General features: G+C 41.6%; 23 protein-coding genes and 1 pseudogene. 8 read left to right on the forward strand and 16 right to left on the reverse strand.

Going from position 1 to position 24,406, the window contains the following annotated elements; genetic code table 11:
• Window positions 1-64: 64 nt before the first annotated feature.
• Window positions 65-1,228, forward strand: a pseudogene (locus tag FO440_RS18980) (acyltransferase family protein).
• Between the two features lie 283 nt (window positions 1,229-1,511).
• The gene (locus tag FO440_RS18985) at window positions 1,512-1,679 is read left to right on the forward strand and encodes a M48 family metalloprotease (RefSeq protein ID WP_144249883.1); all 168 of its coding nucleotides are present in this window, start codon (window positions 1,512-1,514) and stop codon (window positions 1,677-1,679) included.
• A 107-nt stretch (window positions 1,680-1,786) separates the two neighbouring features.
• On the opposite strand, the gene FO440_RS18990 is transcribed toward FO440_RS18985, so the two are convergent.
• The 5 genes from FO440_RS18990 to FO440_RS19010 form a co-directional block, all read right to left on the reverse strand.
• Window positions 1,787-2,269 (reverse strand): hypothetical protein, encoded by a 483-nt coding sequence (locus FO440_RS18990; RefSeq protein WP_144249884.1) that lies wholly within the window; start codon window positions 2,267-2,269, stop codon window positions 1,787-1,789.
• 230 nt (window positions 2,270-2,499) lie between these two features.
• Window positions 2,500-3,765: an anthranilate synthase component I family protein gene (locus tag FO440_RS18995; RefSeq protein ID WP_317129814.1), complete on the reverse strand. Its 1,266-nt coding sequence runs from the start codon at window positions 3,763-3,765 to the stop codon at window positions 2,500-2,502.
• A 69-nt stretch (window positions 3,766-3,834) separates the two neighbouring features.
• Window positions 3,835-5,112 carry an adenylosuccinate synthase gene (locus FO440_RS19000; protein ID WP_144249885.1) on the reverse strand — a complete coding sequence of 426 codons (1,278 nt, stop codon included), beginning with the start codon at window positions 5,110-5,112 and terminating at the stop codon, window positions 3,835-3,837.
• A gap of 36 nt (window positions 5,113-5,148) precedes the next feature.
• Window positions 5,149-5,616 carry a Fur family transcriptional regulator gene (locus tag FO440_RS19005; RefSeq protein WP_144249886.1) on the reverse strand — a complete coding sequence of 156 codons (468 nt, stop codon included), beginning with the start codon at window positions 5,614-5,616 and terminating at the stop codon, window positions 5,149-5,151.
• 126 nt (window positions 5,617-5,742) lie between these two features.
• Window positions 5,743-7,962: a RelA/SpoT family protein gene (locus FO440_RS19010; RefSeq protein WP_144249887.1), complete on the reverse strand. Its 2,220-nt coding sequence runs from the start codon at window positions 7,960-7,962 to the stop codon at window positions 5,743-5,745.
• A gap of 144 nt (window positions 7,963-8,106) precedes the next feature.
• Between FO440_RS19010 and FO440_RS19015 the strand changes: the two genes are divergently transcribed.
• The 3 genes from FO440_RS19015 to bshB1 are packed head-to-tail and all read left to right on the forward strand — an operon-like array spanning window position 8,107 to window position 9,914.
• A complete protein-coding gene (locus FO440_RS19015) occupies window positions 8,107-8,682 on the forward strand; it encodes a DUF4294 domain-containing protein (protein WP_246104273.1) in 576 nt (191 codons plus the stop codon).
• A gap of 2 nt (window positions 8,683-8,684) precedes the next feature.
• Window positions 8,685-9,176, forward strand: a complete 492-nt coding sequence (locus FO440_RS19020; protein WP_144249889.1) for a glutathione peroxidase — start codon at window positions 8,685-8,687, stop codon at window positions 9,174-9,176.
• 15 nt (window positions 9,177-9,191) lie between these two features.
• Window positions 9,192-9,914, forward strand: a complete 723-nt coding sequence (gene bshB1, locus FO440_RS19025) for a bacillithiol biosynthesis deacetylase BshB1 (RefSeq protein WP_144249890.1) — start codon at window positions 9,192-9,194, stop codon at window positions 9,912-9,914.
• 6 nt (window positions 9,915-9,920) lie between these two features.
• On the opposite strand, the gene FO440_RS19030 is transcribed toward bshB1, so the two are convergent.
• From FO440_RS19030 to FO440_RS19045, 4 genes are all read right to left on the reverse strand, one after another.
• Complete coding sequence (locus FO440_RS19030; RefSeq protein WP_144249891.1) at window positions 9,921-10,364, reverse strand: hypothetical protein; 444 nt, start codon at window positions 10,362-10,364, stop codon at window positions 9,921-9,923.
• A 183-nt stretch (window positions 10,365-10,547) separates the two neighbouring features.
• Window positions 10,548-11,879: an L-lysine 6-transaminase gene (gene lat, locus FO440_RS19035; protein ID WP_144249892.1), complete on the reverse strand. Its 1,332-nt coding sequence runs from the start codon at window positions 11,877-11,879 to the stop codon at window positions 10,548-10,550.
• Between the two features lie 214 nt (window positions 11,880-12,093).
• Complete coding sequence (locus FO440_RS19040) at window positions 12,094-12,984, reverse strand: 1-aminocyclopropane-1-carboxylate deaminase/D-cysteine desulfhydrase (RefSeq protein WP_144249893.1); 891 nt, start codon at window positions 12,982-12,984, stop codon at window positions 12,094-12,096.
• An 8-nt stretch (window positions 12,985-12,992) separates the two neighbouring features.
• A complete protein-coding gene (locus FO440_RS19045) occupies window positions 12,993-14,048 on the reverse strand; it encodes a DUF6588 family protein (RefSeq protein ID WP_144249894.1) in 1,056 nt (351 codons plus the stop codon).
• 126 nt (window positions 14,049-14,174) lie between these two features.
• Between FO440_RS19045 and FO440_RS19050 the strand changes: the two genes are divergently transcribed.
• Window positions 14,175-15,230 carry an RluA family pseudouridine synthase gene (locus tag FO440_RS19050; RefSeq protein WP_144249895.1) on the forward strand — a complete coding sequence of 352 codons (1,056 nt, stop codon included), beginning with the start codon at window positions 14,175-14,177 and terminating at the stop codon, window positions 15,228-15,230.
• Window positions 15,231-15,236: 6 nt separating this feature from the next.
• On the forward strand, window positions 15,237-16,070 hold the full coding sequence (locus tag FO440_RS19055; RefSeq protein WP_144249896.1) for an aminotransferase class IV: 834 nt from the start codon (window positions 15,237-15,239) through the stop codon (window positions 16,068-16,070).
• Between the two features lie 3 nt (window positions 16,071-16,073).
• Here FO440_RS19055 and FO440_RS19060 read toward each other — a convergent pair whose 3' ends face one another.
• The 3 genes from FO440_RS19060 to FO440_RS19070 form a co-directional block, all read right to left on the reverse strand.
• Entirely contained in the window at window positions 16,074-16,901 is an 828-nt protein-coding gene (locus FO440_RS19060; RefSeq protein ID WP_144249897.1) for a glycoside hydrolase family 16 protein, read from the reverse strand.
• A gap of 245 nt (window positions 16,902-17,146) precedes the next feature.
• The gene (gene fmt / locus FO440_RS19065) at window positions 17,147-18,067 is read right to left on the reverse strand and encodes a methionyl-tRNA formyltransferase (RefSeq protein ID WP_222104016.1); all 921 of its coding nucleotides are present in this window, start codon (window positions 18,065-18,067) and stop codon (window positions 17,147-17,149) included.
• A gap of 179 nt (window positions 18,068-18,246) precedes the next feature.
• Window positions 18,247-19,437, reverse strand: a complete 1,191-nt coding sequence (locus FO440_RS19070) for an exo-beta-N-acetylmuramidase NamZ family protein (protein ID WP_222104017.1) — start codon at window positions 19,435-19,437, stop codon at window positions 18,247-18,249.
• A gap of 117 nt (window positions 19,438-19,554) precedes the next feature.
• Between FO440_RS19070 and FO440_RS19075 the strand changes: the two genes are divergently transcribed.
• Complete coding sequence (locus FO440_RS19075; protein ID WP_144249899.1) at window positions 19,555-20,775, forward strand: ABC transporter permease; 1,221 nt, start codon at window positions 19,555-19,557, stop codon at window positions 20,773-20,775.
• A gap of 63 nt (window positions 20,776-20,838) precedes the next feature.
• Here FO440_RS19075 and FO440_RS19080 read toward each other — a convergent pair whose 3' ends face one another.
• From FO440_RS19080 to FO440_RS19095, 4 genes are all read right to left on the reverse strand, one after another.
• Window positions 20,839-21,288, reverse strand: coding sequence for a hypothetical protein (locus FO440_RS19080; protein WP_144249900.1), 450 nt, complete (start codon window positions 21,286-21,288; stop codon window positions 20,839-20,841).
• A 44-nt stretch (window positions 21,289-21,332) separates the two neighbouring features.
• Entirely contained in the window at window positions 21,333-22,136 is an 804-nt protein-coding gene (gene mazG / locus FO440_RS19085; protein WP_144249901.1) for a nucleoside triphosphate pyrophosphohydrolase, read from the reverse strand.
• A 154-nt stretch (window positions 22,137-22,290) separates the two neighbouring features.
• The gene (gene mnmD, locus FO440_RS19090) at window positions 22,291-22,956 is read right to left on the reverse strand and encodes a tRNA (5-methylaminomethyl-2-thiouridine)(34)-methyltransferase MnmD (RefSeq protein ID WP_144249902.1); all 666 of its coding nucleotides are present in this window, start codon (window positions 22,954-22,956) and stop codon (window positions 22,291-22,293) included.
• The gene (locus FO440_RS19095) at window positions 22,956-24,296 is read right to left on the reverse strand and encodes an MBL fold metallo-hydrolase (protein ID WP_144249903.1); all 1,341 of its coding nucleotides are present in this window, start codon (window positions 24,294-24,296) and stop codon (window positions 22,956-22,958) included. The genes mnmD and FO440_RS19095 overlap by 1 nt, the downstream gene beginning before the upstream one ends.
• Between the last annotated feature and the right edge of the window lie 110 nt (window positions 24,297-24,406).

Consider the following 24,406-nt stretch of genomic DNA (forward strand, 5'->3'; position numbering starts at 1 on the left):
GCTATTATAAAAAGTGCTTGGCATAAAAAACCGTATGCCAATTGGGCTTTTACATTAAAAAAAAATGAATTTAGGAATTAAAAAATATGACTGGGTTGATGCTTTAAGAGGGTATGCAATATTAATGGTGATGATGGTCCATACCGGTCAATTATTTGCAGGATCTTCATTTCATTTAACAGGACTCACATATCTGGGAGATTTAGGTGTGCCATTGTTCTTTATAACGAGTTGTTTTACATTATTTAATTGATACAAAAGCAGATCTTTAGTTGATGGCGAAAACACAAATAAATTTTTTTTCATCCGGAGGTTTTTTCGGATAGCGCCATTATATTATTTAGCCGGATTATTTTATATTTTAGTTGTCGTATTTAATAATTATGTGTCATTTCAATCCAAATGGTACCCCATTATTCATCTTTCTCCAATAAAGCTAATTGCTAACTTTACTTTTTTAAATGGGATTTATTTGCCCGCAATAGATTATTTGCCACCCGGTGGTTGGAGCGTTGGCGATGAAATGCTTTTTTACCTGGCAATCCCATTGTTGTTTTCAAAAATAACATCCTTAAAAAAAGCTTTTTTGATTTTAACCGGCTCAATTATTGTTTCTTTTATAGTTCAAACATTACTATATTTCTTTATAATAAAATACACTCATTATTCCTGGGTTACTGTAAGAGGTTGGCAGTTTTATTTTTGGTTGCCTAATCAATTCCCTGTGTTTTGTTTTGGAATCCTTTTGTTTTTTATTATTAGTTCAGATAAAATAAAATACAAGGAATGGATGATATGCTTGTCAATTGTATTAATCGTATTACTGAGTTTTTATAATTACCAGCTAACCTTTCCTAAAGTCCTGATTCAACGGGAATATCTTTATTCGGCAGCCTTTTGTTTTTTTGCATTCTCGTTGTCAAAAACAAAACTGCGTTTTTTAGTTAGCCCGGTAAACAAGTTCGGGAAAGTAAGTTTTAGTATGTATTTGATACATTTTGTCGTTATAGACGTTATTTGGCAGGCGTTTAAACTAATTTTTCATGATGGAGTTAACAGTGATATTAATTTTATAATTGTTTACGGTCTTACCATTTTCATAACGTATTTAATATCACAAATTACTTACAGGTATATTGAAAGAAAAGGTATATCAAAGGGGGAGACCTACATTGAAAAAATCAAACAGAAAACACAGTTAAAAGAAAACGATATTTCACTATCTTAATTGTCAATAATCTTGTTTCATCACTGGTCGAAGTTTAGCGACAGCGTAACTTCGACCTAAAATAGGTTAAGCTTTCAGCTTAACTGAATAACTACGAAGACTAAGAATAAGTTATTGTAACAGCAAGCAGAATGCTTGCTACATAATAGGACGAAGTTACGCTACGCTAAACTTCGACCAGTTGTAGGAAGGTAATAAACAGGCTATAATTTATTAGTATAATTGTATAGGCACAAGTACGCCACCACACCTGCCGTCGCTGCATACTTGCGCCAGCATTGGGATGGCCGGTTATGACCCCAATGAGGCCGTAACTTTCTGGAAACGCATGGCCGCGCAAAACAAAGGCGGTGCGCCACCTGAATTTTTAAGCACGCACCCGGCAGATGCTACCCGTATTGCCGCCATACAGCGCGAAACACCTGAGGCGATGAAGTATTATAAGCAATAATATACCTGCAAAAATTATCACTGGTCGAAGTTTAGCGTAGCGTAACTTCGACCAATGGGAATATTTATTTCATAATTAATTACTATAGTTTATACTTCGTTGACTCATTAAAACGGGTTTTCACCATTTAGAATCTTTTTCAGTCCCGCACTTATATATTCAGATAAAGATTGATTAAGACTTTCGATAAAATCAACTCCATTTTTTACCGGAAGAAAAGCTTCATACACTACAGGGTCATTAAGGTCTTCATCAAGGTATACAAAAAGAAATTGCTCACTTGCATTATAGACATCAATAACAAAAAAGGGACGATCAATGTCGTGTTTTGACTGTTTTAACCAACTTCTGGATTTTTCTTGCATAGCTGCCTGAGATTCAAATAGACCGAAATCCAAAACATAACAATATTTCCCAGCAAGGAAAAGTAATTCTCGCAAAGCAACCGGAAACGGATTTCTTCCATTATAAGTCTGTTCAAGATTGTTAATTTCAGTTATGGTAATCGGTTGCAAAGTTTTAACAAACCCACCCTTAATCTCTTGTATTGAGGGATTGTTATTGAGTAATGTTAAATATTTAATATCCATAATCTTAATGGCTTTAATTATGAAAGTTAGAAATGATTTTGTTAATAAAATGGTGGCACTATTTTGTCATAATTTGTTCCTGATTTATGATCAAAAAATTGACTAAAAGTGTACCAAATTGTATCATGAAACCCGAAATAATAAATCAACTATTTCATTATCAATTTATTGCAAAAACAGGTGTACCAAGTGTTCCAGCTGTATCACACTCGCCGTGGTACACGCGCCCGTCATAAACTCTGGTCCAAAACCTCTAAAATTGCCTTTGCTTTAAGCAGGCATTCTTCGTATTCTTTTTCGGCATCGGCATGGTAGGTTATTGCCCCGCCGGTATGAAAAGAAAGGTATTGCGCCGTCGAGTTATACAGTAAGGTCCTGATCACTACGTTAAAGTCAAAATCGCCATCAGGGCTAAAATAACCTATAGCACCCGAGTACACCCCGCGACGGCTGCGCTCATATTGCTCCATCAACTGCATAGACCGTATTTTAGGCGCGCCTGTCATGCTTCCCATTGGGAAGGTGTTACGTATCGCCTCTACTGCCGAAATGCCGTCTTGCAACTCGCAAACCACTGTCGAGATCATTTGATGCACCTGGTTAAAGGTGTACACACCAAACAGTTCCTCGGTTTTAACAGAGCCCGGCTTAGCCGAGTGGGTAAGGTCGTTCCGTACCAGGTCTACTATCATTACATTCTCTTGTAGTTCCTTGCTGCTGTTGTGTAGTTGCTCTTTGATTAGCTCGTCTTCCTGCCCGGTTTTGCCGCGCCTGGCAGTACCCTTAATGGGCTGTGATACCAGTTTGCTGTCGCGCTTAGCCAAAAAGCGCTCGGGCGAGGCGCAAAGGATGTAGTTATCCTTCCACTTATAAAACGTACCGAATGGGGTAGGCGACACCCGGTTCAGCTGCAAAAACGTAGCCACCGGATCAATACCCGCCTTATCCGCAAAGAACTCCTGGCAGAAGTTGGTAACGTAGATATTGCCACGGGTAATGTGGTTCTTTATCTTATTTACCGTGTCGATATAATCCTCTTTACTAAACCGCGACTGGAGTTTGATGTCGTTGGCTTCATAGGTGGTCAGTACTTGCAGTTCAATGTCCCTTAATATATACTCAGGGTCATCGGCAATGATCTCGATGTTATCCCCGTTGATCAGTATTAAATGCGCTGGCGCAAAGAAATACAGGTCGGGGAAATGCAGGTGGTCAGGGTTAGCAGACGATAGTTGTTCGATCTCATTCTTAAGGTCATAGCCAAAAAAGCCGGTTAGCCAACCCGGGTGCTTATCTCGAAACTTGGCCAGTTCACGAAAGGCAGAACCGGTATTGGTGGTAATGCTATCCTTAACCCCGGCAGCAATCAGCGTATCGAACTTAGAGTAAGGGTCATCAAAACTGTTTGAATCAAGGTAACAGGCAGCATCAAAAGCCGCCGCCCATTGCAGTGCCTTTTGTTTAAATAAGTTAAGGTCTGTTACTTGTATTGTCACGGTGTAAAGTTAAAGCAAAAGGCCCCGTTTACAGCGGAGCCTTTTATATTATTTGTGTCGATGTGCAAATTAGTGTAATACCAAAGTCTGCTTCCTGTCAGGCCCTACAGATAACCATTTAATAGGTACACTCAGTTCCTGCTCCAGGTAATCAATGTATGATTGCAGTTTTGCGGGGATCTCTGATAATTCGGTAATGCCGGTAATGTCTTCGTTCCAGCCGTCAATCTCTTTTAATACCGGCACCGCATCAACAGAGCAAATGTCATAAGGCATATAATCTATCTGCTCACCTAAATAGGTGTAATGGGTACAAGCGTAGATCTTATCAAAACCGCTTAATACATCAGCCTTAGTCATTACCATTTGGGTAACACCGTTAAGCATAATGGCATACTTCAAAGCAGGCAGGTCAATCCAGCCGGTACGGCGCGGGCGGCCTGTGGTTGCGCCAAACTCGTGACCTATTTTACGCAGCTCTTCGCCAGTAGCATCATTTAACTCGGTAGGGAAGGGGCCACCGCCAACACGGGTGCAATAAGCTTTAAAGATGCCTATCACATCGCCTATAGTGCTTGGGGCAATACCCAAACCTGTGCAGGCACCTGCCGTAGTGGTGTTTGATGAGGTAACAAATGGGTATGAACCGAAGTCGATATCCAGCATAGTACCTTGCGCGCCTTCGGCCAGTATTTTTTTACCTTTTTTAAGGTAGTCGTTTACAAAATGTTCAGAATCAACCAGCGGGAATTGTTTGATCAGGTCTATCGCTTCAAAGAAAGCAGCTTCGCGCTCGCTGAAATCGGCAACCTCGCCATATAGCGCCTGCAGCATAGAAGTATGCTTGTCAACCAGTTTCTGGTAGCGTTCTTTAAAATCAGGCAGGGTGATATCGCCAATACGCAAACCGTTACGGCCGGTCTTGTCCATATAGGTTGGGCCAATACCTTTTAAAGTCGATCCGATCTTACCTTCGCCCATTTTCTTTTCAGAAGCGGCGTCAAGCAGTTGGTGGGTAGGTAATATCAGGTGCGCCTTTTTAGCAATCATTAAATTCTTTTTTGCTAAAAGGTCATGCCCGGCATCCTTTAATTTATCGATCTCTCTTTTTAAGGTTATAGGGTCAATAACAACCCCGTTGCCGATAAGGTTAAGGGTGTTATCAAAAAATATACCTGAAGGGATGGTATTCAATACAAACTTCTTACCGTCAAACTCCAATGTGTGGCCGGCATTAGGGCCTCCCTGGAAACGGGCAATCAGGTCATAACCTGCGCTCAGTACATCAACAATTTTACCTTTACCTTCATCGCCCCACTGGAGGCCTAATAATACGTCAACAGCCATTATATTTTTGAAATATTTATTAACAAGGGGGCGAATTTATACTTTTCTATCGCAAAAACCTTCTTTTAGTTTTTCACAATTACCGTAAAGATTCAACGAATGGTGTTTTATCTCGAATTTTAGCAAGCCACCCATCATGCTTTGGATCTGCTGGATCCGCGGATCGCAAAACTCAACCACCTTGCCGCAATCCAGGCAAATAATATGGTCATGTTGCTTGTAACCGTATGATTTTTCAAACTGGGCCATGTTTTTACCAAACTGGTGTTTGGTCACCAGATCACATGATACCAGCAGTTCAAGCGTGTTGTAAACCGTTGCGCGGCTAACACGGTATTTTTTATTTTTCATGTGGATATATAATGATTCCACATCAAAATGGTCGCTTCGCGAGTAGATCTCTTCTAATATAGCAAAGCGTTCAGGGGTTTTACGTAAGGTTTTATTTTCAAGGTAGGCCTCGAAAATCTTTTTTACCATTGCTATAGTTTCCTGTTGGGACATAGTTTATTATTAAATATCAAAAGTATGAATTTAGAATCAAGAAATAAGAGCCAGGAACCAAGAAGTAAATCTGTTGAATGTAAACATCTTAAATCTTGACTCTTAGCTCTTGATTCTTGTATCTTATCACGACGCTTTCTCTACCGCGTCAAAACGGGTTACCGCGGTTACGCCGTTAACCGTTTTTAATCTTTTTATCAGGTTGTCTAAATGTTCCGTATCGTTCACATAAACCATAATGGATCCTTCAAAGATGCCATTATCGCTGTCGACCGTTATGGACCGCATGTTTACCTTAAAGTCATGTGATATAACGGTGGTTAACTTATTGATCAGCCCTACATCATCAATACCTGTAATACGTAACCCGGTTAAAAATGCCAGTTCCTGTTGATTAGTCCAGCGGGCTTTAACAATGCGGTAGCCGTAGTTTGCCATCAGTTTGGCTGCGTTCGGGCAGTTGGTACGGTGTATTTTAATACCGTCGCTAACCGTAACAAAGCCAAAAACATCATCACCAGGGATAGGGTTGCAGCAATTAGCCAGTTTGTAGTCAATTTTTTGCATATCCTCGCCAATTAGCAATATATCGCTGTCTTTAGCTTTGATGTTGCGTAAAAGGCCTTGCAGTTGCTCATTGTCTATTTTGTCCTGCGGCTTGTTCTCAATTACCTTTTCAGATTGCTGGTAATCTTTCAGGTCCTTCATGTCAATAAGGCCTTTGGCGATATTGAAGAACAGGTCCTGTGTTGATGTCAGCTTAAAATAATAGCTTAGCTTGTGGATATTCTCTGAGTTGTAAGTGATCTTTAATGATTTTAGCTTACGCTCCAATATCTCCTTACCATCTTCGGCAACCTTGCGTTTTTCTTCTTTTAAGGCTGATTTTATTTTGGCCTTCGCCTTGGCAGTCACCACGAAGCTTAGCCAATCCTCTTTTGGTACTTGCTTGCTCGAAGTAATTACCTCTACCTGGTCGCCGTTTTGCAGTTTGTAACTAAGCGGAACCAGCTTATGGTTTACTTTGGCACCAATACAACTTGCGCCGACATCGGTATGGATCTCAAAAGCAAAATCAAGTGCTGTAGCGTTTAATGGCAACTGGATAAGCGCCCCCTTTGGGGTGAATATGAAGATCTCGTCAGAGAACAGATTCATTTTAAAATCATCCAGGAACTCGAGCGCGTTCGAATCGGGATTTTTTAGCATATCCCGTACCTTTTGTACCCATTGGTCAAGCCCGCTATCAGTTGACGATTCTTTGTATTTCCAATGCGCGGCAAAACCTTTTTCGGCAATTTCATTCATTCTCTTGGTACGGATCTGCACCTCAACCCATTGCCCGCGCGGACCCATTACGGTAGTGTGTAATGATTCGTACCCGTTTGCCTTTGGCGATGAGATCCAGTCGCGCAGCCTGTCCGGGTTTGGCCTATAAAGGTCTGTAACTATCGAATAAGCTTTCCAGCAATCGGCCTTTTCACTTTCAGGTGTACTGTCCAGTATCACACGGATGGCAAAAAGATCATAAACCTCTTCAAACGGAATAGATTTTTTCTTCATCTTATTCCAGATGGAGTGGATGGATTTTGGCCGCCCGAAGATATCAGCATCCAAACCCTGGCCCTGTAATACTTTTTTTACCGGCTCAATAAAGTCGCGGATAAATTTCTCGCGCTCGGCTTTTTTCTCGTTTAGTTTATTTTTGATGAATTGGTAAGTTTCTCTTTCCATGTATTTCATAGAAAGATCTTCCATTTCAGATTTAATAGCGTACAAACCCAAACGGTGAGCCAACGGTGCGTACAGATATACCGTTTCTGACGATATTTTCAACTGCTTATCGCGTGGCATTGATTCCAGCGTGCGCATGTTATGCAGACGGTCTGCCAGTTTGATCAGGATCACCCTCACGTCATCGGCAAGGGTAAGCAGCATTTTTCTGAAGTTCTCAGCCTGTAACGAGCTATTGGTATCAAATACGCCTGAAATTTTGGTAAGCCCGTCAATGATCTTGGCTACTTTTTTTCCAAATTCTTGCTCAATATCGTCAAGCGTTACATCGGTATCTTCAACAACATCATGCAGCAAGGCACACACAATAGAGGTGGTACCCAGCCCGATCTCTTCGGCGGCTATTTGTGCAACGGCTATAGGGTGGTATATGTAGGGCTCGCCGGATTTGCGGCGCATGTCTTTATGGCTCTCTAAAGCCATATCAAATGCCTTGCGGATCATGCGTTTATCTCCCTTTTGCAAGGTAGATTTACTTGCACGCAGCAACGCGCGATACCTTTTTAATATCTCCGTCTTCTCAACTTCCAGGTCTATAACTAATTCTTTCATTATTAAGGTTATCAGTATTTATATAAAACCCACAATAAACGTTAAAATTGCAGGTTTATATTAAATACCAAAAAAAATTGCATTAATTTTGCATTAGGTAAATTTATGAAATTATTTGGGCTTTTAGTAGTGTTTTGTTGCTTAATGGGTACCGTAAAGGCCCAATCGCAACACCCTGCGCTACCTACATTAGGCAAAAATGATACCATAAAGACTTATGTGACACTCCTGGACAATGAAATGGTGCCATGGATCGTCGTGCCGGAAGTTGTGATACGAGCAGCACGTATATTCAAAACCGAGGCCGACAGACGGGCTTTTAATTTATTAAGGTATAATGTGGTTAAGGTTATACCATATGCACATGAAGCGGGCGATATCTACCGTAAATTACAGCGGGACCTGGCCATGACCGGTGATAAGGATAAACAGAAGCAATTGATTTCTGACTGTAACGATAAAATTAAGGCACTGTTCAAAAAAGATATCGAGAACCTGACAATTAGTCAGGGTGATATATTAATTAAATTGGTTAACCGTGAAACAGATATAACCACCTATAATTTGGTTAAAGACCTGAAAGGATGGGGCACAGCCATGATCTACCAATCAATAGCCAGGATAGTAGGCCATAATCTGAAAGAGACTTACGATAGGGATGAACAACACGATATAGAGGCGATACTGCAGGAAGCGGGTTATGATTCGTACAGGAATTAAAGATGAACAGCATCTACCAGTTTAATGTCCAAAAAATATCGGGTGAAGAAGTAAGTCTATCCGATTATAAAAACAAAGTACTCTTAATAGTTAACACCGCGTCTGAGTGTGGTTTCACACCGCAGTTAAAGGACCTTGTGACTTTAAAAAACGAGTTTGCCGGTCAGGATTTTGAAATACTGAGTTTTCCGTCAAATGATTTCGGCGGACAGGAGCCCCTTGAAGGTGAGGCCATAATCGCTTTCTGCGAGAACTACGGCGCCAATTTTCCGATCTTTGAAAAAATAAGAGTTAGGGGGCCGTATGCTGATCCGTTATATAAATTCTTCTCTGATAAAAAACAGAACGGGCGCTTAAGTTCAGTACCCCGGTGGAATTTCCATAAATTCCTGATCAATCGCAACGGCGAGTTAACTGATTTTTATTATCCTTTTACCAAGCCTACATCTTCAAAGATCAGGAAGAAGATAAATCGCTTATTAACCGCCAAATAAAACTACCTTTAAAACATGCTTAAATTAGATATATTAGTTGTAGCCGCACACCCGGACGACGCAGAGTTGGGTTGTGCAGGTACCATATTAAAACATATTGCTGCCGGTAAAAAAGTTGGCATTGTTGACCTTACCCGTGGCGAGTTAGGCACACGCGGCACGGCAGAGATCCGTGACAAGGAGGCTGAAGCAGCCGGTAAGATCCTGGGTTTAGCCGCAAGGGAAAACCTGGCCATACCCGATGGCTTTTTTGAAAATACAAAAGAATACCAGCTAAAAGTAATAGCTGCCATACGCAAATACCAGCCTGAAATTATTATTACCAACGCGTACCATGACAGGCATCCCGATCATGGCCGTGCCTGCAACCTGGTTAGCGATTCTGTATTTTTATCAGGCTTAAGAAGGATAGAAACCTATGAGAATGGCGAACTACAAGAGCCCTGGCGCGCAGAAATAGTTTTACACTTTATCCAGGATGAATACATAAAACCGGATATTATAGTTGACGTTACCGATCATTGGGATAAAAAGATTGAAAGTATTTATGCTTATGGATCGCAGTTTCATAACCCGGATTGGGCAGACGAGCCGCAAACCTATATTTCATCGCCCGAATTTATTGCCGTGGTTGAAGCGCGGGCACGCGAGCTTGGTAAAGTTATCCATGTGAAATTTGCAGAAGGCTTTACTTCGCGCAGAATTTTGGGTGTGGATAACCTGTTTAATTTAAAATAGGCAGGTTTAATAAACTCCTATATATTCAAAACGGTTATTATCGTTATTCCGCTGGCGCTTCAGCTTGTTCTCTTTGGCAAGCTTTAACAATATGCCTGATAATTCGGATGTTTTAAAATCAGAGTCATAATGCTCTTTGCAATACTCTGCAATGGCCGATATGGAGTGTGACTGCTTAAAGAAATCGGTAGTTAAAAGTTGGTTTAAAACTTTTGTCGCACCGGGTTTTTTACGGCTTGCCGCGTTATCGTAACCTTCGTTATCTGTTTTGTTTTTATGTACTTTTTTGCTTAAAAACTCATACCCCTCAGCATCGCCTCTTTCAAACTCGATCATTGCGTCTAATAACTTGTCTACAACTTTTACCTGAACGGCTTCTGATCGGAATGCGTTAACAACTTCGGATATTTCTATAAGCTGTTTCTTTAACTTTTCAATGGGTTTGCTCATGATATCATATTAGGTTAGACAATATTATTTGTTAAGAATAATTGGCTATAATTAGGGAAATAGCCTGTTAACAGAAATAATACATATAGATGTAACGCAAACATACGATTATAGTATATTTTAAGTATAATAAAGCGTTATGATATCTTAAAAATCGGTGGAGTGTAGCAAAAATATTACATATTATTGCCAGGGTGCTATTTTTTGAAGAATATGCAAACCTTCGTCAATATTATTTTTTTCAATAATAAGTGCCGGCCTGAACCTGATGGTGTTACTACCACAGCCTAAAAACATCACATTATGCTGAATGCCGTCCTGTATAAATTTATCGCGTATGGCTTTATCCGGGAAATCAAAGGCAGTTAATAAACCTTTACCGCGCACGTTACTAATTACCGGGTTATCCTGGGCTATCTTTGTCAATTGGTCCTGTAAATATTGGCCATTTTCTGCTGCTTTGGCGCATAAATTATCTTCATCAATGATATCAAGTATTTTTGATGAGCGCACCATATCTACCAGGCTGCCGCCCCAGGTTGAGTTTATCCTTGACGATACATTGAATACATTATGCTCAATTTCGTCTACCCGCCTGCTTGCCAGTATGCCGCATACCTGCATTTTTTTTCCGAAGGCTATAATATCAGGGCGGGCTTTTTCTCCAAAATGTTCATGGCACCAAAATTTGCCGGTTAAAGCTACACCCGTTTGCACTTCATCATAGATCAATAGCGCTTCATTTTCGTCAGCTAATATGCGCAGTTGTTCCATAAACTCCTTGCGTGCATGGTTGTCGCCGCCTTCTGCCTGTACGGGTTCTACAATAATGGCGCAGATTTCATCCTGGTTGTCAATAAAGGCTTGTTTTATTTGGGCTATCGAGTGCTCTTCTCTTTTTAAAAGATCAGCAAGGTTGCTTTCTGTCTGCGGATATTTAACTGCCGGGAAAGATACCCTTGGCCAGTCGAATTTAGCGTACCATTTGGTTTTAACAGGCAGTGTATTAGTTAAGCTAAGCGTATATCCAGACCTGCCGTGAAAAGCATTTTCAAAATGCAGTACTTTAAAACCTTTTTCGGTAGAATAACCTTTGGCAAAGTTTTTTTGCACTTTCCAGTCCATAGCGGTTTTAAGCGCGTTCTCAATGGCCAGCGTACCGCCCGAAATGAAGAAAGCATGCGGCAGATAATCAGGGATGCCTACCCGGCCAAACGTTTCTAAAAACTGGGCATATTGTGTGGTATATATGTCTGAGTTTGACGGGTTGGTTAAAGCCGCCAGCATCAGGTTTTTTTTGAATGCCTCGTCATTAAGCATTTTGGGGTGATTATAACCTAAAGGCACCGAGGCAAAGCAGGTAAAAAAGTCAAGCAGTGTACGTTTATTCTTTGAATCATATATATGTACGCCATTGCTTTGTTCCATATCAAAGGTAAGGTCAAAGCCATCGGCCAGGACATGCTTTTTTAAAGAATCAATAACGTTTTCGGGTGCTACAGACAGGTTATACATGGTGTAATGCTTTTAACAAATTTACTAAAAAACCCTCTAATTTGATAAATTAAGCACTTTTTGAACCCGCTAAATAAAAAGTAGGTTTAAACAATTTAAAGTTGGTTTTTGTACTGTTAAGCTAACTGGTATAAGCTATTTAAGAAAAAACAAAGCGATAAAAAACGACGAAACCCGCGCAAATAATCCTAAAATCCAATAAGTCCTGTAAATCTTAGTTAAACTTATCTTTCATCCCCAAAAGCCCCCAAATGCCGCCGCTGTGGATGGCTAAGATGCGGCTGCCGGGCTTGAAATAGTTTTTACCGGCAAGGTCATATATAGCATATAGCATTTTTCCGGTATATATGGGATCTATCAGGATGCCCGTATTTGCCACAAAGCTTTTTATAAAGTTTACCAGTTCGGTAGTCACTTTACCGTATCCGCCAAAATGATAATCGGTGTGTAATTGATAATCTGCAGGTTCCAATAAAAGTTTGTCAATTTCGCTGGCCATGAATGCCCCGTTTTTAAATACGGGTATTGAATGTAATATGGTTGGTAGTTTATTGGCTGTAATACCATTGATGATCCCGGCTGCCATAGTGCCTGTGCCGCTGGCACAAAATATATGATCGTATGATTCTGTCAGTTCATTGATCAACTCGCTGCACCCCCGTGCGGCTTCGGGCGATGCCCCACCTTCGTCTATGAAAAAAGCGTTTTCATCACCGGCAAAATATTTGACAAACAATGCCTGTTTATCACGATAGCTTTCACGATCAGTAAAGATCAGTTCCATGCCGTGCAAACGGCACATAAACAGGGTATTGTTATTAACGTCTTCGCCACGGACTATCCCGGTAACCTTAAAGCCGAACCGGGCAGCCGCACCGGCGGTAGCGAGTAAATGGTTTGAATAAGCCCCGCCGAAGGTTACCAGGTGGGTTTTGTTCTGGCTATGCGCTTCTTTTAACAGGTATTTTAGCTTACGCCATTTATTGCCTGATATGATAGGGTGGATCAGGTCATCGCGCTTTATAAAAACGCATAAGCCCCGATCTGCAAATAACGGGTTGTTAATTTGCTGAACGGGGCTAAATATCTTAAGATCAATATCCATTAAAATTATTAAAAGCCGAAGCCTATACCTGCGTTGGCTGAATTATAGCCACCGCCACTGATGCTGTATGACGCATAGATGCGGATGCCTAAATCTATCTGGAAACCTAAATCGCCGCGTAGGCCACTTATGCTGGTTTGGTTTATATGCACAGGGTCTGTTATTACAACATATTTATCATTCTGGCCCTCGTCTGTTGATTGTACCGGATAATTACCCAACACATTTAAGTTAGTACTGGCTGTTTGATAACCAACAGACACAAAAGGGGTAAAGAACAAGAATTTTTTTGATATGATAGCTTGTAAATTAAACCCGCTAAGGGCAGCGTCAATATGCTGCGTTGAAAAGTCTGCTGACGGACCGGTAGTGCCGTCGGGTTGCACATCAAGCGTTTTGGTATACTTTATACGGTTGTAATTTACCGCGAAGGCTAAATCAAATGGCCGTATAGCACCTTTTTTAATCAGGTATTGCGTAAGGTCATGCTTAATACCGAAACCAAATACGCCTACAGAGCCGGCATCATCACTGATCTTAATAGTAGGGGTGGCGCGTATGGTCAGATCGGTATTTCTAACCAACCCAATGGTAAGCTGCACGTTTGGCGCCGGCACATATTTTATAACCCCTTGCGGCAATTGAAATGTCGTACCTGTGCTTTTACCGGTATTATCATTAATACTCATTACCGGCTGCGCAGCGTTTTTATCACCGGCAAATGTCTGTGCGATGTTTGTTGGCGATGAGTTATCGAGCGTTAAATTCTTTGAAAGGCCAAGCTTTGTTACATCAAAAGTTTTATCAGAGGTAGGTGCTTCTGCAACAGCTACCGAGATCCTGACATCAAAATGCAAAAATTTCTTTGTTTTAGCTGTATTGTTCCACCCGCTGTTTAAGCCCACGCCAAAACCTTTAAACAAAGGGGCGCCGTAGGCATTGAATAATTTGGTAGCATCGCCGGGGCTTGATTTGATCAGGGCGCTAAAATCGTCTTGGGCGTTTGCCGTTAGTGCAATGGTTGTTAAGAATAATAAAGTGATAATTGAGTAGATTTTTTTCATATAAATTAAATAAGGTTCAAGAGTTATAAAAGTAAAATATTTTGGATAATAAATGATAGGATAAGCGCTTAGCCATATTATTTAATATTAATCTAATTGATTGAAAAAACAATTAATTTTGCCCGAATGATAAAAGAGCCGGATGTATTTGAGCAGGACGAGCAAGACTTATACGAGCATTTGCGCGTAATTGTTGACAAAGGACAGTCTCTTTTGCGTATTGACAAGTTTTTGATGTACCGCGTCGAGAACGCGTCGCGCAACCGGATCCAGAACGCTATTGATGCCGGTAATGTACTGGTTAACGACAAGGTAATTAAAGCCAGCTACAGGGTTAAACCGCTCGATGTAATATCGGTAGTGCTGCCGCATCCGCCGCGCGATACCGAAGTATATCCTGAAAACTTACCGATCAATATTGTGTATGAGGATGATGATGTGTTGGTAGTGAATAAAGAGGCCGGTATGGTGGTACATCCCGGGTATAATAATTACACAGGTACGCTGGTTAATGCGCTGGTTTATCATTTTCAGCAATTACCTACATTGCCCGGTAATGATGGCAGGCCTGGGTTGGTTCACCGGATTGATAAGGATACCTCTGGGTTATTACTTATAAGCAAGAATGAACGGTCGATGACATACCTGGCGCGCCAGTTTTTTGATCACTCTATTACCCGTAAATATATCGCACTTGTTTGGGGCGACCTGGAGCAGGACGGTGCCGTGACGGGATATATAGGCCGTAGCGTGAACGACAGGCGGGTAATGTCTATTTATGATGATCCTGAAAAAGGCAAATGGTCTGTAACGCATTATAAGGTGTTAGAAAGGTTAAGCTATGTTACGCTTATAGAATGCCAGCTTGAAACCGGCCGCACCCACCAGATCCGCGCACATATGAAGCATATTGGCCATCCGTTGTTTAGTGATGCTACTTACGGCGGCGATAAGATCCTGAAAGGTGCCGTTTACAGCAAATACAAGCAGTTTGTTGAGAATTGTTTTGAGCTGATGCCACGCCAGGCATTACATGCCCAAACGCTGGGTTTTACGCATCCCTCAACAAAAAAATATATTCACTTTGAAGCACCTCTGCCACAGGATTTTGATGCTGTGCTGCAAAAGTGGCGTAAATATATTGGTGCTAATGCCACACAAAATGGTGAAATTAGCGATTAATTGACCATGGCGCTTTACATCAATTTTAACGGAGAAATAGTACCTGCCGACAGCAAATTGTTATCGGTTGCAAACCGGTCATTCAAATATGGCGACGGTTTGTTTGAGAGTATGCGGATGCTAAAGGGCCAGCTAAAGTTTGCCGACCTGCATGCCGACCGCCTGCAACGCGGAATGAAAGCCCTTAAAATTGACGGCTATTCGCAAATGGATACCTATTTTTTAAAGGAGGTTGCCGAGCAACTGGCGGCTCGCAATAAAGCTAAGCATGGCCGCCTAAGGCTAAGTGTTTACAGGGATGCCGAAGGATTGTACACACCGTCGCAAAATAAGGCCGGTTATTGCCTGGAGTTTACACCTGCTGATGAACCTCGTTATTTTTTAAACGAGAAAGGGTTGATCGTTGATATTTTTACTGATCTGCCCAAGCCGTTAAACTTTTTGTCTAACATCAAAACCTGTAATTCGCTTACCTATGTGATGGCGGCGCTTTATCGGTCGCAAAATAATTTGGACGAGGCTTTTTTGCTGAATCAGAACGGTTTTTTATGCGAGGCCACCAGCGCCAATGTGTTTGTATGGTACCAAAATCATTTATACACACCCGCTTTAAGCGAGGGTTGCGTAGAAGGTGTAATGCGGCAGGTTATCATAAACATCGCCAAGAAAAATAATATTCCGATTACCGAAGCACAGATCAATCCAGAGATCTTATACGAAGCCGATGAAGTTTTTGTAACCAATGCCAGCAAAGGTATCCAGAGCGTAATGGGTTATGGTATAAGGCGGTACTTTAACAAGTTGAGCAAGGGGTTAATGGACGAGTTGAATAAGGCTTGATAGTTACTGATAAACCCTCACATAATCTATATAATATTTAGCCGGTAAGGCGGCATCATCCTGTAGACCGCCCCAATCTTCCTTACTGCCGAGCGCAAGGTTCAATAACAAATAAAACTTTTTGCGAAATACGTTTTGATCTGCACCTTTCATATTTTTGTACTCAAAAGTATAATATTTCAGATCTTCATAATAAAAGGTCATGGATTGATCGTTCCATTCTACCGCGTAAACATGGAAATCATCCGCAGGTTTACCTACGACCGGGGCATTTCCCTGCTGGCGGTGTTTGCCTAACGAGTCGGCATAATGAACCGTGGCATGTACCCTGGCGGAGTCGCGGCCCAGGTATTCCATAATATCTATCTCGCCGCAACGCGGCCAGCCATTTGTATGATGATCATCGCCAAGCATCCATATTGCAGGCCATGAGCCATTGCCGCCCGGCACTTTTGCCCGTACCTCAATCCGCCCATATTGCCAGGAATATTTACCATCCGTATTGATCGATGCCGAGGTATAAGGTGCAAATTCTTGTTTTTCTTCGCGATCGTTTGAACCTGCCTTATATTTAGGATTAGGGTACTGCTCTTTAATACCTTCAATTACCAACATACCGTTTTCAACCCGGCAGTTTTTTAATCTTTTTTCTGTGTAATACTGCGGCTCGGCATCTCTTACAAAACCTTTTTCATATCCCCATTTTGCAGGATCAGGTAGGCCGTTATAGTTAAATTCATCATCAAAAACCAATTTTCTTTTTGGCGCGGTTTGTGCCATCGTAAAAAACGACAGGCAGGACAATGCAATTAACAAAACAGCAGGTTTCATACTACAGAAGTAAGCGTTTATAACTTATTGGTTAAACAAGGTACACACTTCCGCGCAGAAATTAAACCAGTGCCTAAATTAACTTAGGCAAAGGCCATTGACTGTATTTTGATTTTATATCAGTTAAAGAGATTAAGTTTAACTCATCTTCACTCTCCTCATAAGCAATCAAGATTTCCTGTTGCTGTTGAAACGTTAGCAATTGCCAAAGTTTTCCTTCGGAGTTATGCTCTTCAATCATCTAACTACAACTTCACTCCCCTCAAAAATTCAGCTATCTCCATGCGTTTTTTGCCTTCCTGTTGTACATCGGTCACGCTGATGAAGCCGTCTTGGGCAGCAAATTTCAGGTAAGTTTTATTGTCGGTTAAAAAAGCGCCCGGTTGTATGCCCGGTTCGGTTTCCTGGTATTCGGCTCTGTATATTTTGAAGGTTTTGCTGTTTAGCTCGGTAAACGCAGCAGGGGTAGGGCTTAACCCGCGTATGAAGTTATAAACTCCGATCACCGATTGATCCCAGTTTATTTTACAATCGTCTTTATAAATTTTTGGTGCAGTTTTTAGTTCAACATGCTCTTCTAACAATGAAGACTGCGGATGCTCATTATATCTGCCGCTTTCAACAGCTTTAACAGTTTTTACCAGCAGGCCCGCGCCTTTATGCATCAGGCGGTCATGTAATTCGCCCGCGGTTTCATGGCCAGTAAGTGTTACTTTTTCTGTAAATAATACGTTGCCGGTATCAATATCGTGTTTTAAGAAGAATGTGGTAACGCCGCTTTCTTTTTCGCCATTTATTAACGCCCAGTTTAACGGGGCCGCGCCACGATAATGCGGCAGTAATGAAGCATGTAAATTAATGGTTCCTTTGTCGGGCATGTTCCAAACCTCCTCGGGCAGCATCCTGAATGCAACTACCACTTGCAGGTCAGCATCCAATGATCTTAGTTCTGCCAAAAAATCAGGGTCTTTTAGGTTGGTAGGCTGCAAAACTCTTAAGCCATGTTCAACTGCATATTGCTTTACGGCAGATTCAGTTACTTTTTGGCCACGGCCTGCAGGTTTATCAGGGGCGGTAATAACACCGGCAATATCGGCACCGGCTTGTATCAATTCATCCAACGATGCTACGGCGAACTGGGGCGTGCCCATAAATACAATTTTCATCAGTATAATTTGTTTTTTAAAGGTGATGAAGCTGTCATAAGTTGTTAATTATTGCACTTTTAAACGAATGCCTGTGACGGTTTCATGCTGATAATATAGTAATTTTATCTTGTAGTTAATATTTACAATCGGCAAAAGCAGTAAAAATTATTTAATTGATAATACTTACCTAAGCCTGTTTATTGATATAATAAATATTTACGTCTCATGGCCTTGTATTTGCCTAATCCCGGCTCCCAGCTTTGTCTTATTTCAGTTTCCGTTTTACCCGCTTCGATCTGTTTCCGCAGATCTGTGGTCCCTGCAAGTTTTGTGAAATAAGCGTTAAAAAAATGCGCCTTATCCGGAAATGCTTTGTACAATTCAATTAACCATGCTAAATTAATTCGCCCGCTGCTCTTAAGGGTAGCGGTATTGTAATTTTTTAGATCGATTCCGTAGCAAACCAAGTTTTTTTGTGGCGGGTCCTCGCTCATACCGGCAATGCTTACCGGGGTAAAATAGTAGCCATATTTATCCTTCAATAAAGGATGCCCTACTTCTAAAAACGGACTCATTGTACCGCGCCCCAAGCTTAAAGTAGTTCCCTCAAACAGGCACACACTTGGGTATAGTAAGATTGACTGACCTGTATTTAAGTTTGGTGACGGGTTAACCGGCAAAACGTATGTATCTGAATGAGTATAATTCGCCACCTTTATAATTTTGAGCTTGCATTGTACATGGTTTTTCAGCCAGCCCTCGCCGTTTATCATTTGGGCGTACTCGGCAATGGTCATGCCGTGCGATATGGGTACCGTGTGCATGCCTACAAACGAACGGTAGCCGGTATCTAATATCGGTCCGTCAATAATAGCCCCGTTAGGGTTGGGTCTGTCCAGTATCATCAATTCGATATTGTTTTCGGCGCAGGCCTCCATCACATAATGCAGGGTTGAAATGTAGGTGTAAAAGCGTGCGCCTACATCCTGTATATCAAATATCACAAGGTTAATGCCCATCAGATCAGCAGGGGTAGGTTTAAAATGTTTGCCATAAAGCGATATTACGGGCAAACCTGTTTGGCTGTCAATGGCGTCATCCACTGTCGCGCCGTTGCTGGCATTTCCCCTGAAACCATGTTCAGGGCCGAAGATCTTTTTAATATTGACACCCAGCTTTAAAAGACTATCAACGACAGGTGTTTTGCGCTCGCCGATAATAGATGTCTGGTTAACAACCATTGCTATATTTTTGCCTTTTAAGTAATTTAAGTACAAGCCGGTTTGATCCGCGCCGGGAATAATTGTTCTGGCAGCTATATAACGCTGCTTAATAGGTGGGTTAGCTTTACCTGATGCAGTTAAAGTGCAGGGTATTAAAACCGACATTATCAAAAACAAATAGCAACATTTTAGCTTAGTCATAAATATTAATACCCTTTAAATTTAAATACCATTTTAGGCAGTAAAACTGCATATTTGCTAAGTTATAAAAAAACATAAGCATTGAATTTCGCATCCTTTATAGCAGGCCGCATATCATTTAAATCTAAACGTACATTTTCAAAACTGATTGTACGCATAGCCATAGTTGGTATCATGTTGGGTCTTAGCGTAATGATCATATCATTAGCCATCATAAGAGGTTTTAAAAACGAGATTCGCGAAAAAATAAGGGGCTTTGACGGTGATATCAAAGTGGTAAAATATGATCTTAATGGATCATATGAGAACTCGCCGTTTGTTAAAGCCGATACTTTTGTAAACAAAGTAAAAAGCAGCCGTGCGATAACTTACGTGGTGCCGTTTGCTACCAAGCCCGGCATTATCAAGGCAAATGGAGAGATTGAAGGCGTAATACTTAAAGGGGTTGATCATACTTACAACTGGGATTTTTTAAAAGCTAACCTGGTTGCGGGTACTGTGATAAACTTCGCCGATACGAGTGCATCAAAAACGCAGATCATGATATCGCAAACTACAGCTAACCGGTTAAAGCTGAAGTTGGGCGACGCCCTGATGATGTATTTTGTACAACAGCCGCTAAGGCGCAGGCCATTTAAGGTAGTGGGTATTTTTGATACCAGTGTTGAAGAGATAGATAAAGCATACGTTATAGGCGATCTTTCATTAATAAAAAGACTAAACAACTGGAACCCCGACGAGATTGGCGGTTATGAACTCAGGGCAGCCGATTTTGATCAATTAGACCAGGTGAGTTACCTTGTCGATAATAATTTACCGTCGCGGCTAAAGTTTACCACCGTTTTTGAAAATTTCCCACTGATATTTGAGTGGCTGCCTTCGCTGGATGTGAACGCCCGCGTTATGCTTGTGCTGATGTTGGCAGTAGCCATTATCAATATGATCTCGGCATTGTTGATCATGATACTGGAACGTACCGCTATGATCGGCATTTTAAAAGCCATGGGCGCAAGTAACTGGAAAATTCAAAGGGTGTTTTTATACAATGCCTCGTACCTTATCGGCATAGGGCTGTTGTTAGGTAACGTATTAGGCCTCGGCTTGTGTTGGATACAGCATGATACCCACTTCTTAAAACTCGACGCGTCATCATACTCTATGACCTTTGTTCCCATACAATTTAACTGGATGGACGTGGTTATGTTAAACATCGGCACTTTAGTTATTTGCCTGCTGGTACTCACTATCCCGTCTATGCTGGTATCAAAGATCTCGCCAGTTAAAGCCATCCAGTATAAATAAAAAAAGCCAATAACTCTTATCAGCACCGGCTCAAATAAATTGGATATTCAAAAAGCAGGGATATCAATATTTCATTTTTGTGAAGTGATATACACACGATAGTGTATCAGACTTTACGGCATTTTCTATCAGTAAATATGACCTGTTGTAGGTGTAAGTATAAGTACCGGACAGGTGTGTTTTCTTTGCCGTATAATTAACCGGCGATGTAACATCATTAAACCAGATCTTAGTAGTGTCTTCTTTAAAGCTGCCATAGCTGCCGGCATGCAGGGTTGTATCGCCCGATATGTAAAATCCTGTGTTGGTAGACAAGATAAGTTTTAAAGCCGCGGTTACGGTATCAGATTTCATTGTAACCGGGTTTTTATGAATGCGGACGAATGTACCGGCAAACATCCCTAAGGGGTAACCGCTATCGTTCGCCCATTTATCGGGGTCGGTGTATTTTTTGGTGCAACCGGTTAACAGCACCAACAGCATGGGCAACAAATAAATGATCTTACTTTTCATGATTTATTAGTGCTGCACCACCTTTTTATTTAATTATTGTTCGTTTAAATCCTTTTGGCCTCCTCCCAAAAAATGTCCATTTCGGCAAGGCTCATGTCATGTAATTTTTTGCCGCTTTCGGCAGCTTTGCTTTCAAGATACTGAAACCGCTTTATAAACTTACGGTTGGTTTTCTCTAAGGCATCCTCGGGGTTAATGTTAATAAACCTTGCATAGTTGATCAATGAGAAAAGCAGGTCGCCAAACTCGCTCTCGGCTTTTTCATGATCTATCGTGGTTTCGTCCTCTGCATTAAATTCGTTTTTAAACTCCTGCAGTTCTTCCTCAACCTTTGCCCATACCTGGCTTTTCTCTTCCCAATCAAAGCCCACCCCGCGTGCTTTTTCCTGTATGCGCGATGCTTTTACCAATGCCGGCAATGATGCAGGTACGCCGCCCAAAACAGATTTGTTACCTTCTTTAAGCTTTATCTGTTCCCAGTTGCGCTTAACATCATTGTCGTCGTTAACCTCAACATCGCCATAAATATGCGGGTGGCGGTTAATTAACTTTTCGCATATACTGTTAAGTACGTCGGTAATATCAAAATGGTTGCCTTCAGATGCTATCCTCGAATAAAAAACCAGGTGCAGCATAATATCGCCTAATTCCTTTTTTATTTCGGGCATATCTGCGCTTAAGATCGAGTCAGACAGTTCGTAAACTTCCTCAATGGTAAGGTGCCTCAGGCTTTCAAGGGTTTGCTTTTTATCCCAGGGGCAGTTAATGCGCAGGTCGTCCATAATGGTTAACAAACGTTCAAAAGCTGTAGCAGGATTATCGGCGTGGATGGGCGGAGTTAAAGGCATGTTTTTAATTTTTTGATGTGCAAATGTGCAGATATACAAATGTGCGGATTTTTACGGATGTGCAGATGTGCCAATATGCAAATGTGTAAATTGTTTGATGGTAATTAGACAAATGATAAGCATTTGCACATCCACGCATCTGCATATCCACACATTACAAAATCGCTCTCAGCATTTCTCGTTTACCGGCAGCGCCCGGTATTTTTTGTATTTGCAGGCCCAAGCCTTTCAGCATCCGTTTTAAGTTGCCGGTAATAGCATAGGTTACAAAAACGCTACCAGGTTTTAAAAATTTGATGGTATGGCTGATGGAATCCTCGTTCCACATTTCGGGTTGATGTGCGGCGGCGAAAGCGTCGAAATAGATTATATCATATTTCTCTGTCGATTCGAAATTGAGTAGTTGGCAGTTTGCAATTTGCAGTTGACTGTGATCATTAAGTTTTGTGGGCGATAGTAAAGCAGATTGGTAATTGGCCAATAGCGCCTGCCACACAGCCGGCGACACATATTGCTCATAGCCTGTTTGGCCAAGCAGATCGCCGGTAAGGGGATAAGCTTCAATACCGGTATAGTTAAGTTCGATTTGGTGTTCGGTGCAATGATCGGCAGTCAGCAAAAAGTTAAGACCCGTACCGAAACCAACTTCTAATACCGAAACTTGTTTAGCAGAGCTTTTATCTAAAAAATATTGCAAACCCGCGTTTAGAAATACGTGCCGACTTTCCTGCAAAGCGCCATTTTTTGAATGGTAATTTTCGCCAACCTGCGGATTGTAAATGGTGTTTGAGCCGTCGGCAGTTTTTACAAGCTCAAGCATTAGTGTTGCGTTAGGCCGAATGATGTGATCGCTTCGCTCAGATCATAAACCGGGACTGTTTTAATTTTACCTGCTACTATACTGGTTCCGGCTGCCGAGCGGTAACCTGCCGCGCAATGTACCACAATGGGTTTTCCTGTAGGGATCTCGTGTAGGCGGTTGTGTAACTCTGATAGGGGGATAGTCAAAGCGTTCTCAAAGACCTTTCCTTCGGCTACTTCGCTGCGGTTGCGTACATCAATTATGGTATAGTTATCCGGTGATGCTTTGAACGTATCCAGGTCAATTTCGGGCGATGTCTGATCCTGGTTTACCGGGGATAATAAAGCAGCTTTAATATTTTGTTCGTAACCGATTTTGGCGGCTTTCTTTATAACTATATCCAGCGCACCATCAGTAGCGGCTATCAAATAAAACTGTTCATGCGGTTCGATGATTGATCCTAACCAGGTTTCAAATTTACCGCCGTCCTGCAGGTTAATAGCTCCGTTTATATGGCCGGCCACAAATTCGGCTTTGGTGCGGGTGTCAATAATTACAATGCCTTCTTCAAACCCGGCGCTGCCTTTTATAACATTTGCCACACTTTGTTTGAATGCAGGCGCGCCCATTTTATTCATGTCCACATCATAACCAAAATAATGCGGTACAAAAGGCTGGTCGGTAGTTATAACTTTTACAAATTCTGTTTCGTCTGCAATTTGCATGGCATAGTTTTCCTGTAATTCACGGCCTATGGTACTGTACAGGTCGGGGCTCATGTTTTTACCGCAAAGCGATCCGGGCCCATGTGCCGGGTAAACTGTAATGTGGTGTGGTAGTAACATCAGTTTATCGCGCAGCGAATGAAACATTTGCCTGGCCAGTTCTTCTTTTTTAGCGGTGATATTGCCAAAGTTTTCGCGCAGGTCAGGCCGGCCCACATCGCCTACAAATAAAGTGTCCCCGGTGAAAACGGCCTTGTCATTACCATCCTCATCCACTAATAAAATACAAATAGAGTCGGGCGAGTGGCCGGGGGTATTGATTGCTTTTAGTTTGATATCGACCAAATGGATCACGTCGCCGTCATCAAAAGTTTCATGCGGATAAGCGGCACCAACCAATTTGCTGCAGTATATAATTGCACCTGTAGTTTGGTGGATCTCTAAATGCGAACTTACAAAATCGGCATGCGGGTGGGTCTCAATAACACCTGTAATATCAGCTTCATGCAAAGCCGCAAAATCATAATACGGCTGCGGATCTCGGGCGGGGTCGATAACAATCATCTTGTTATCCCTTATAATAGCATAGGAGGCGTGGGCTAAACCCTTATCGTAAAACTGGTGGATGATCATTGTTTACAAATATAGCAAACGGCTGTAAATCCTGTATTAAATAACAAGCCCCGACTATTTAAATCGGGGCTTGTTAAATCTTCAGAAATCCTGAAATCAGATAAATCTTA

The sequence above is a fragment of the Mucilaginibacter corticis genome, from assembly GCF_007558865.1.
GTDB classification, from domain to species: domain Bacteria; phylum Bacteroidota; class Bacteroidia; order Sphingobacteriales; family Sphingobacteriaceae; genus Mucilaginibacter; species Mucilaginibacter corticis.

Coding starts and splice junctions, on each gene's coding strand:
- FO440_RS18985 (WP_144249883.1), top strand. CDS start 1,512: ATGGCCGGTTATGACCCCAATGAGGCCGTAACTTTCTGGAAACGCATG.
- FO440_RS18990 (WP_144249884.1), bottom strand. CDS start 2,269: ATGGATATTAAATATTTAACATTACTCAATAACAATCCCTCAATACAA.
- FO440_RS19000 (WP_144249885.1), bottom strand. CDS start 5,112: ATGGCTGTTGACGTATTATTAGGCCTCCAGTGGGGCGATGAAGGTAAA.
- FO440_RS19005 (WP_144249886.1), bottom strand. CDS start 5,616: ATGTCCCAACAGGAAACTATAGCAATGGTAAAAAAGATTTTCGAGGCC.
- FO440_RS19010 (WP_144249887.1), bottom strand. CDS start 7,962: ATGAAAGAATTAGTTATAGACCTGGAAGTTGAGAAGACGGAGATATTA.
- FO440_RS19015 (WP_246104273.1), top strand. CDS start 8,107: ATGGGTACCGTAAAGGCCCAATCGCAACACCCTGCGCTACCTACATTA.
- FO440_RS19020 (WP_144249889.1), top strand. CDS start 8,685: ATGAACAGCATCTACCAGTTTAATGTCCAAAAAATATCGGGTGAAGAA.
- bshB1 (WP_144249890.1), top strand. CDS start 9,192: ATGCTTAAATTAGATATATTAGTTGTAGCCGCACACCCGGACGACGCA.
- FO440_RS19030 (WP_144249891.1), bottom strand. CDS start 10,364: ATGAGCAAACCCATTGAAAAGTTAAAGAAACAGCTTATAGAAATATCC.
- lat (WP_144249892.1), bottom strand. CDS start 11,879: ATGTATAACCTGTCTGTAGCACCCGAAAACGTTATTGATTCTTTAAAA.
- FO440_RS19040 (WP_144249893.1), bottom strand. CDS start 12,984: ATGGATATTGATCTTAAGATATTTAGCCCCGTTCAGCAAATTAACAAC.
- FO440_RS19045 (WP_144249894.1), bottom strand. CDS start 14,048: ATGAAAAAAATCTACTCAATTATCACTTTATTATTCTTAACAACCATT.
- FO440_RS19050 (WP_144249895.1), top strand. CDS start 14,175: ATGATAAAAGAGCCGGATGTATTTGAGCAGGACGAGCAAGACTTATAC.
- FO440_RS19055 (WP_144249896.1), top strand. CDS start 15,237: ATGGCGCTTTACATCAATTTTAACGGAGAAATAGTACCTGCCGACAGC.
- FO440_RS19060 (WP_144249897.1), bottom strand. CDS start 16,901: ATGAAACCTGCTGTTTTGTTAATTGCATTGTCCTGCCTGTCGTTTTTT.
- fmt (WP_222104016.1), bottom strand. CDS start 18,067: ATGAAAATTGTATTTATGGGCACGCCCCAGTTCGCCGTAGCATCGTTG.
- FO440_RS19070 (WP_222104017.1), bottom strand. CDS start 19,437: ATGTCGGTTTTAATACCCTGCACTTTAACTGCATCAGGTAAAGCTAAC.
- FO440_RS19080 (WP_144249900.1), bottom strand. CDS start 21,288: ATGAAAAGTAAGATCATTTATTTGTTGCCCATGCTGTTGGTGCTGTTA.
- mazG (WP_144249901.1), bottom strand. CDS start 22,136: ATGCCTTTAACTCCGCCCATCCACGCCGATAATCCTGCTACAGCTTTT.
- mnmD (WP_144249902.1), bottom strand. CDS start 22,956: ATGCTTGAGCTTGTAAAAACTGCCGACGGCTCAAACACCATTTACAAT.
- FO440_RS19095 (WP_144249903.1), bottom strand. CDS start 24,296: ATGATCATCCACCAGTTTTACGATAAGGGTTTAGCCCACGCCTCCTAT.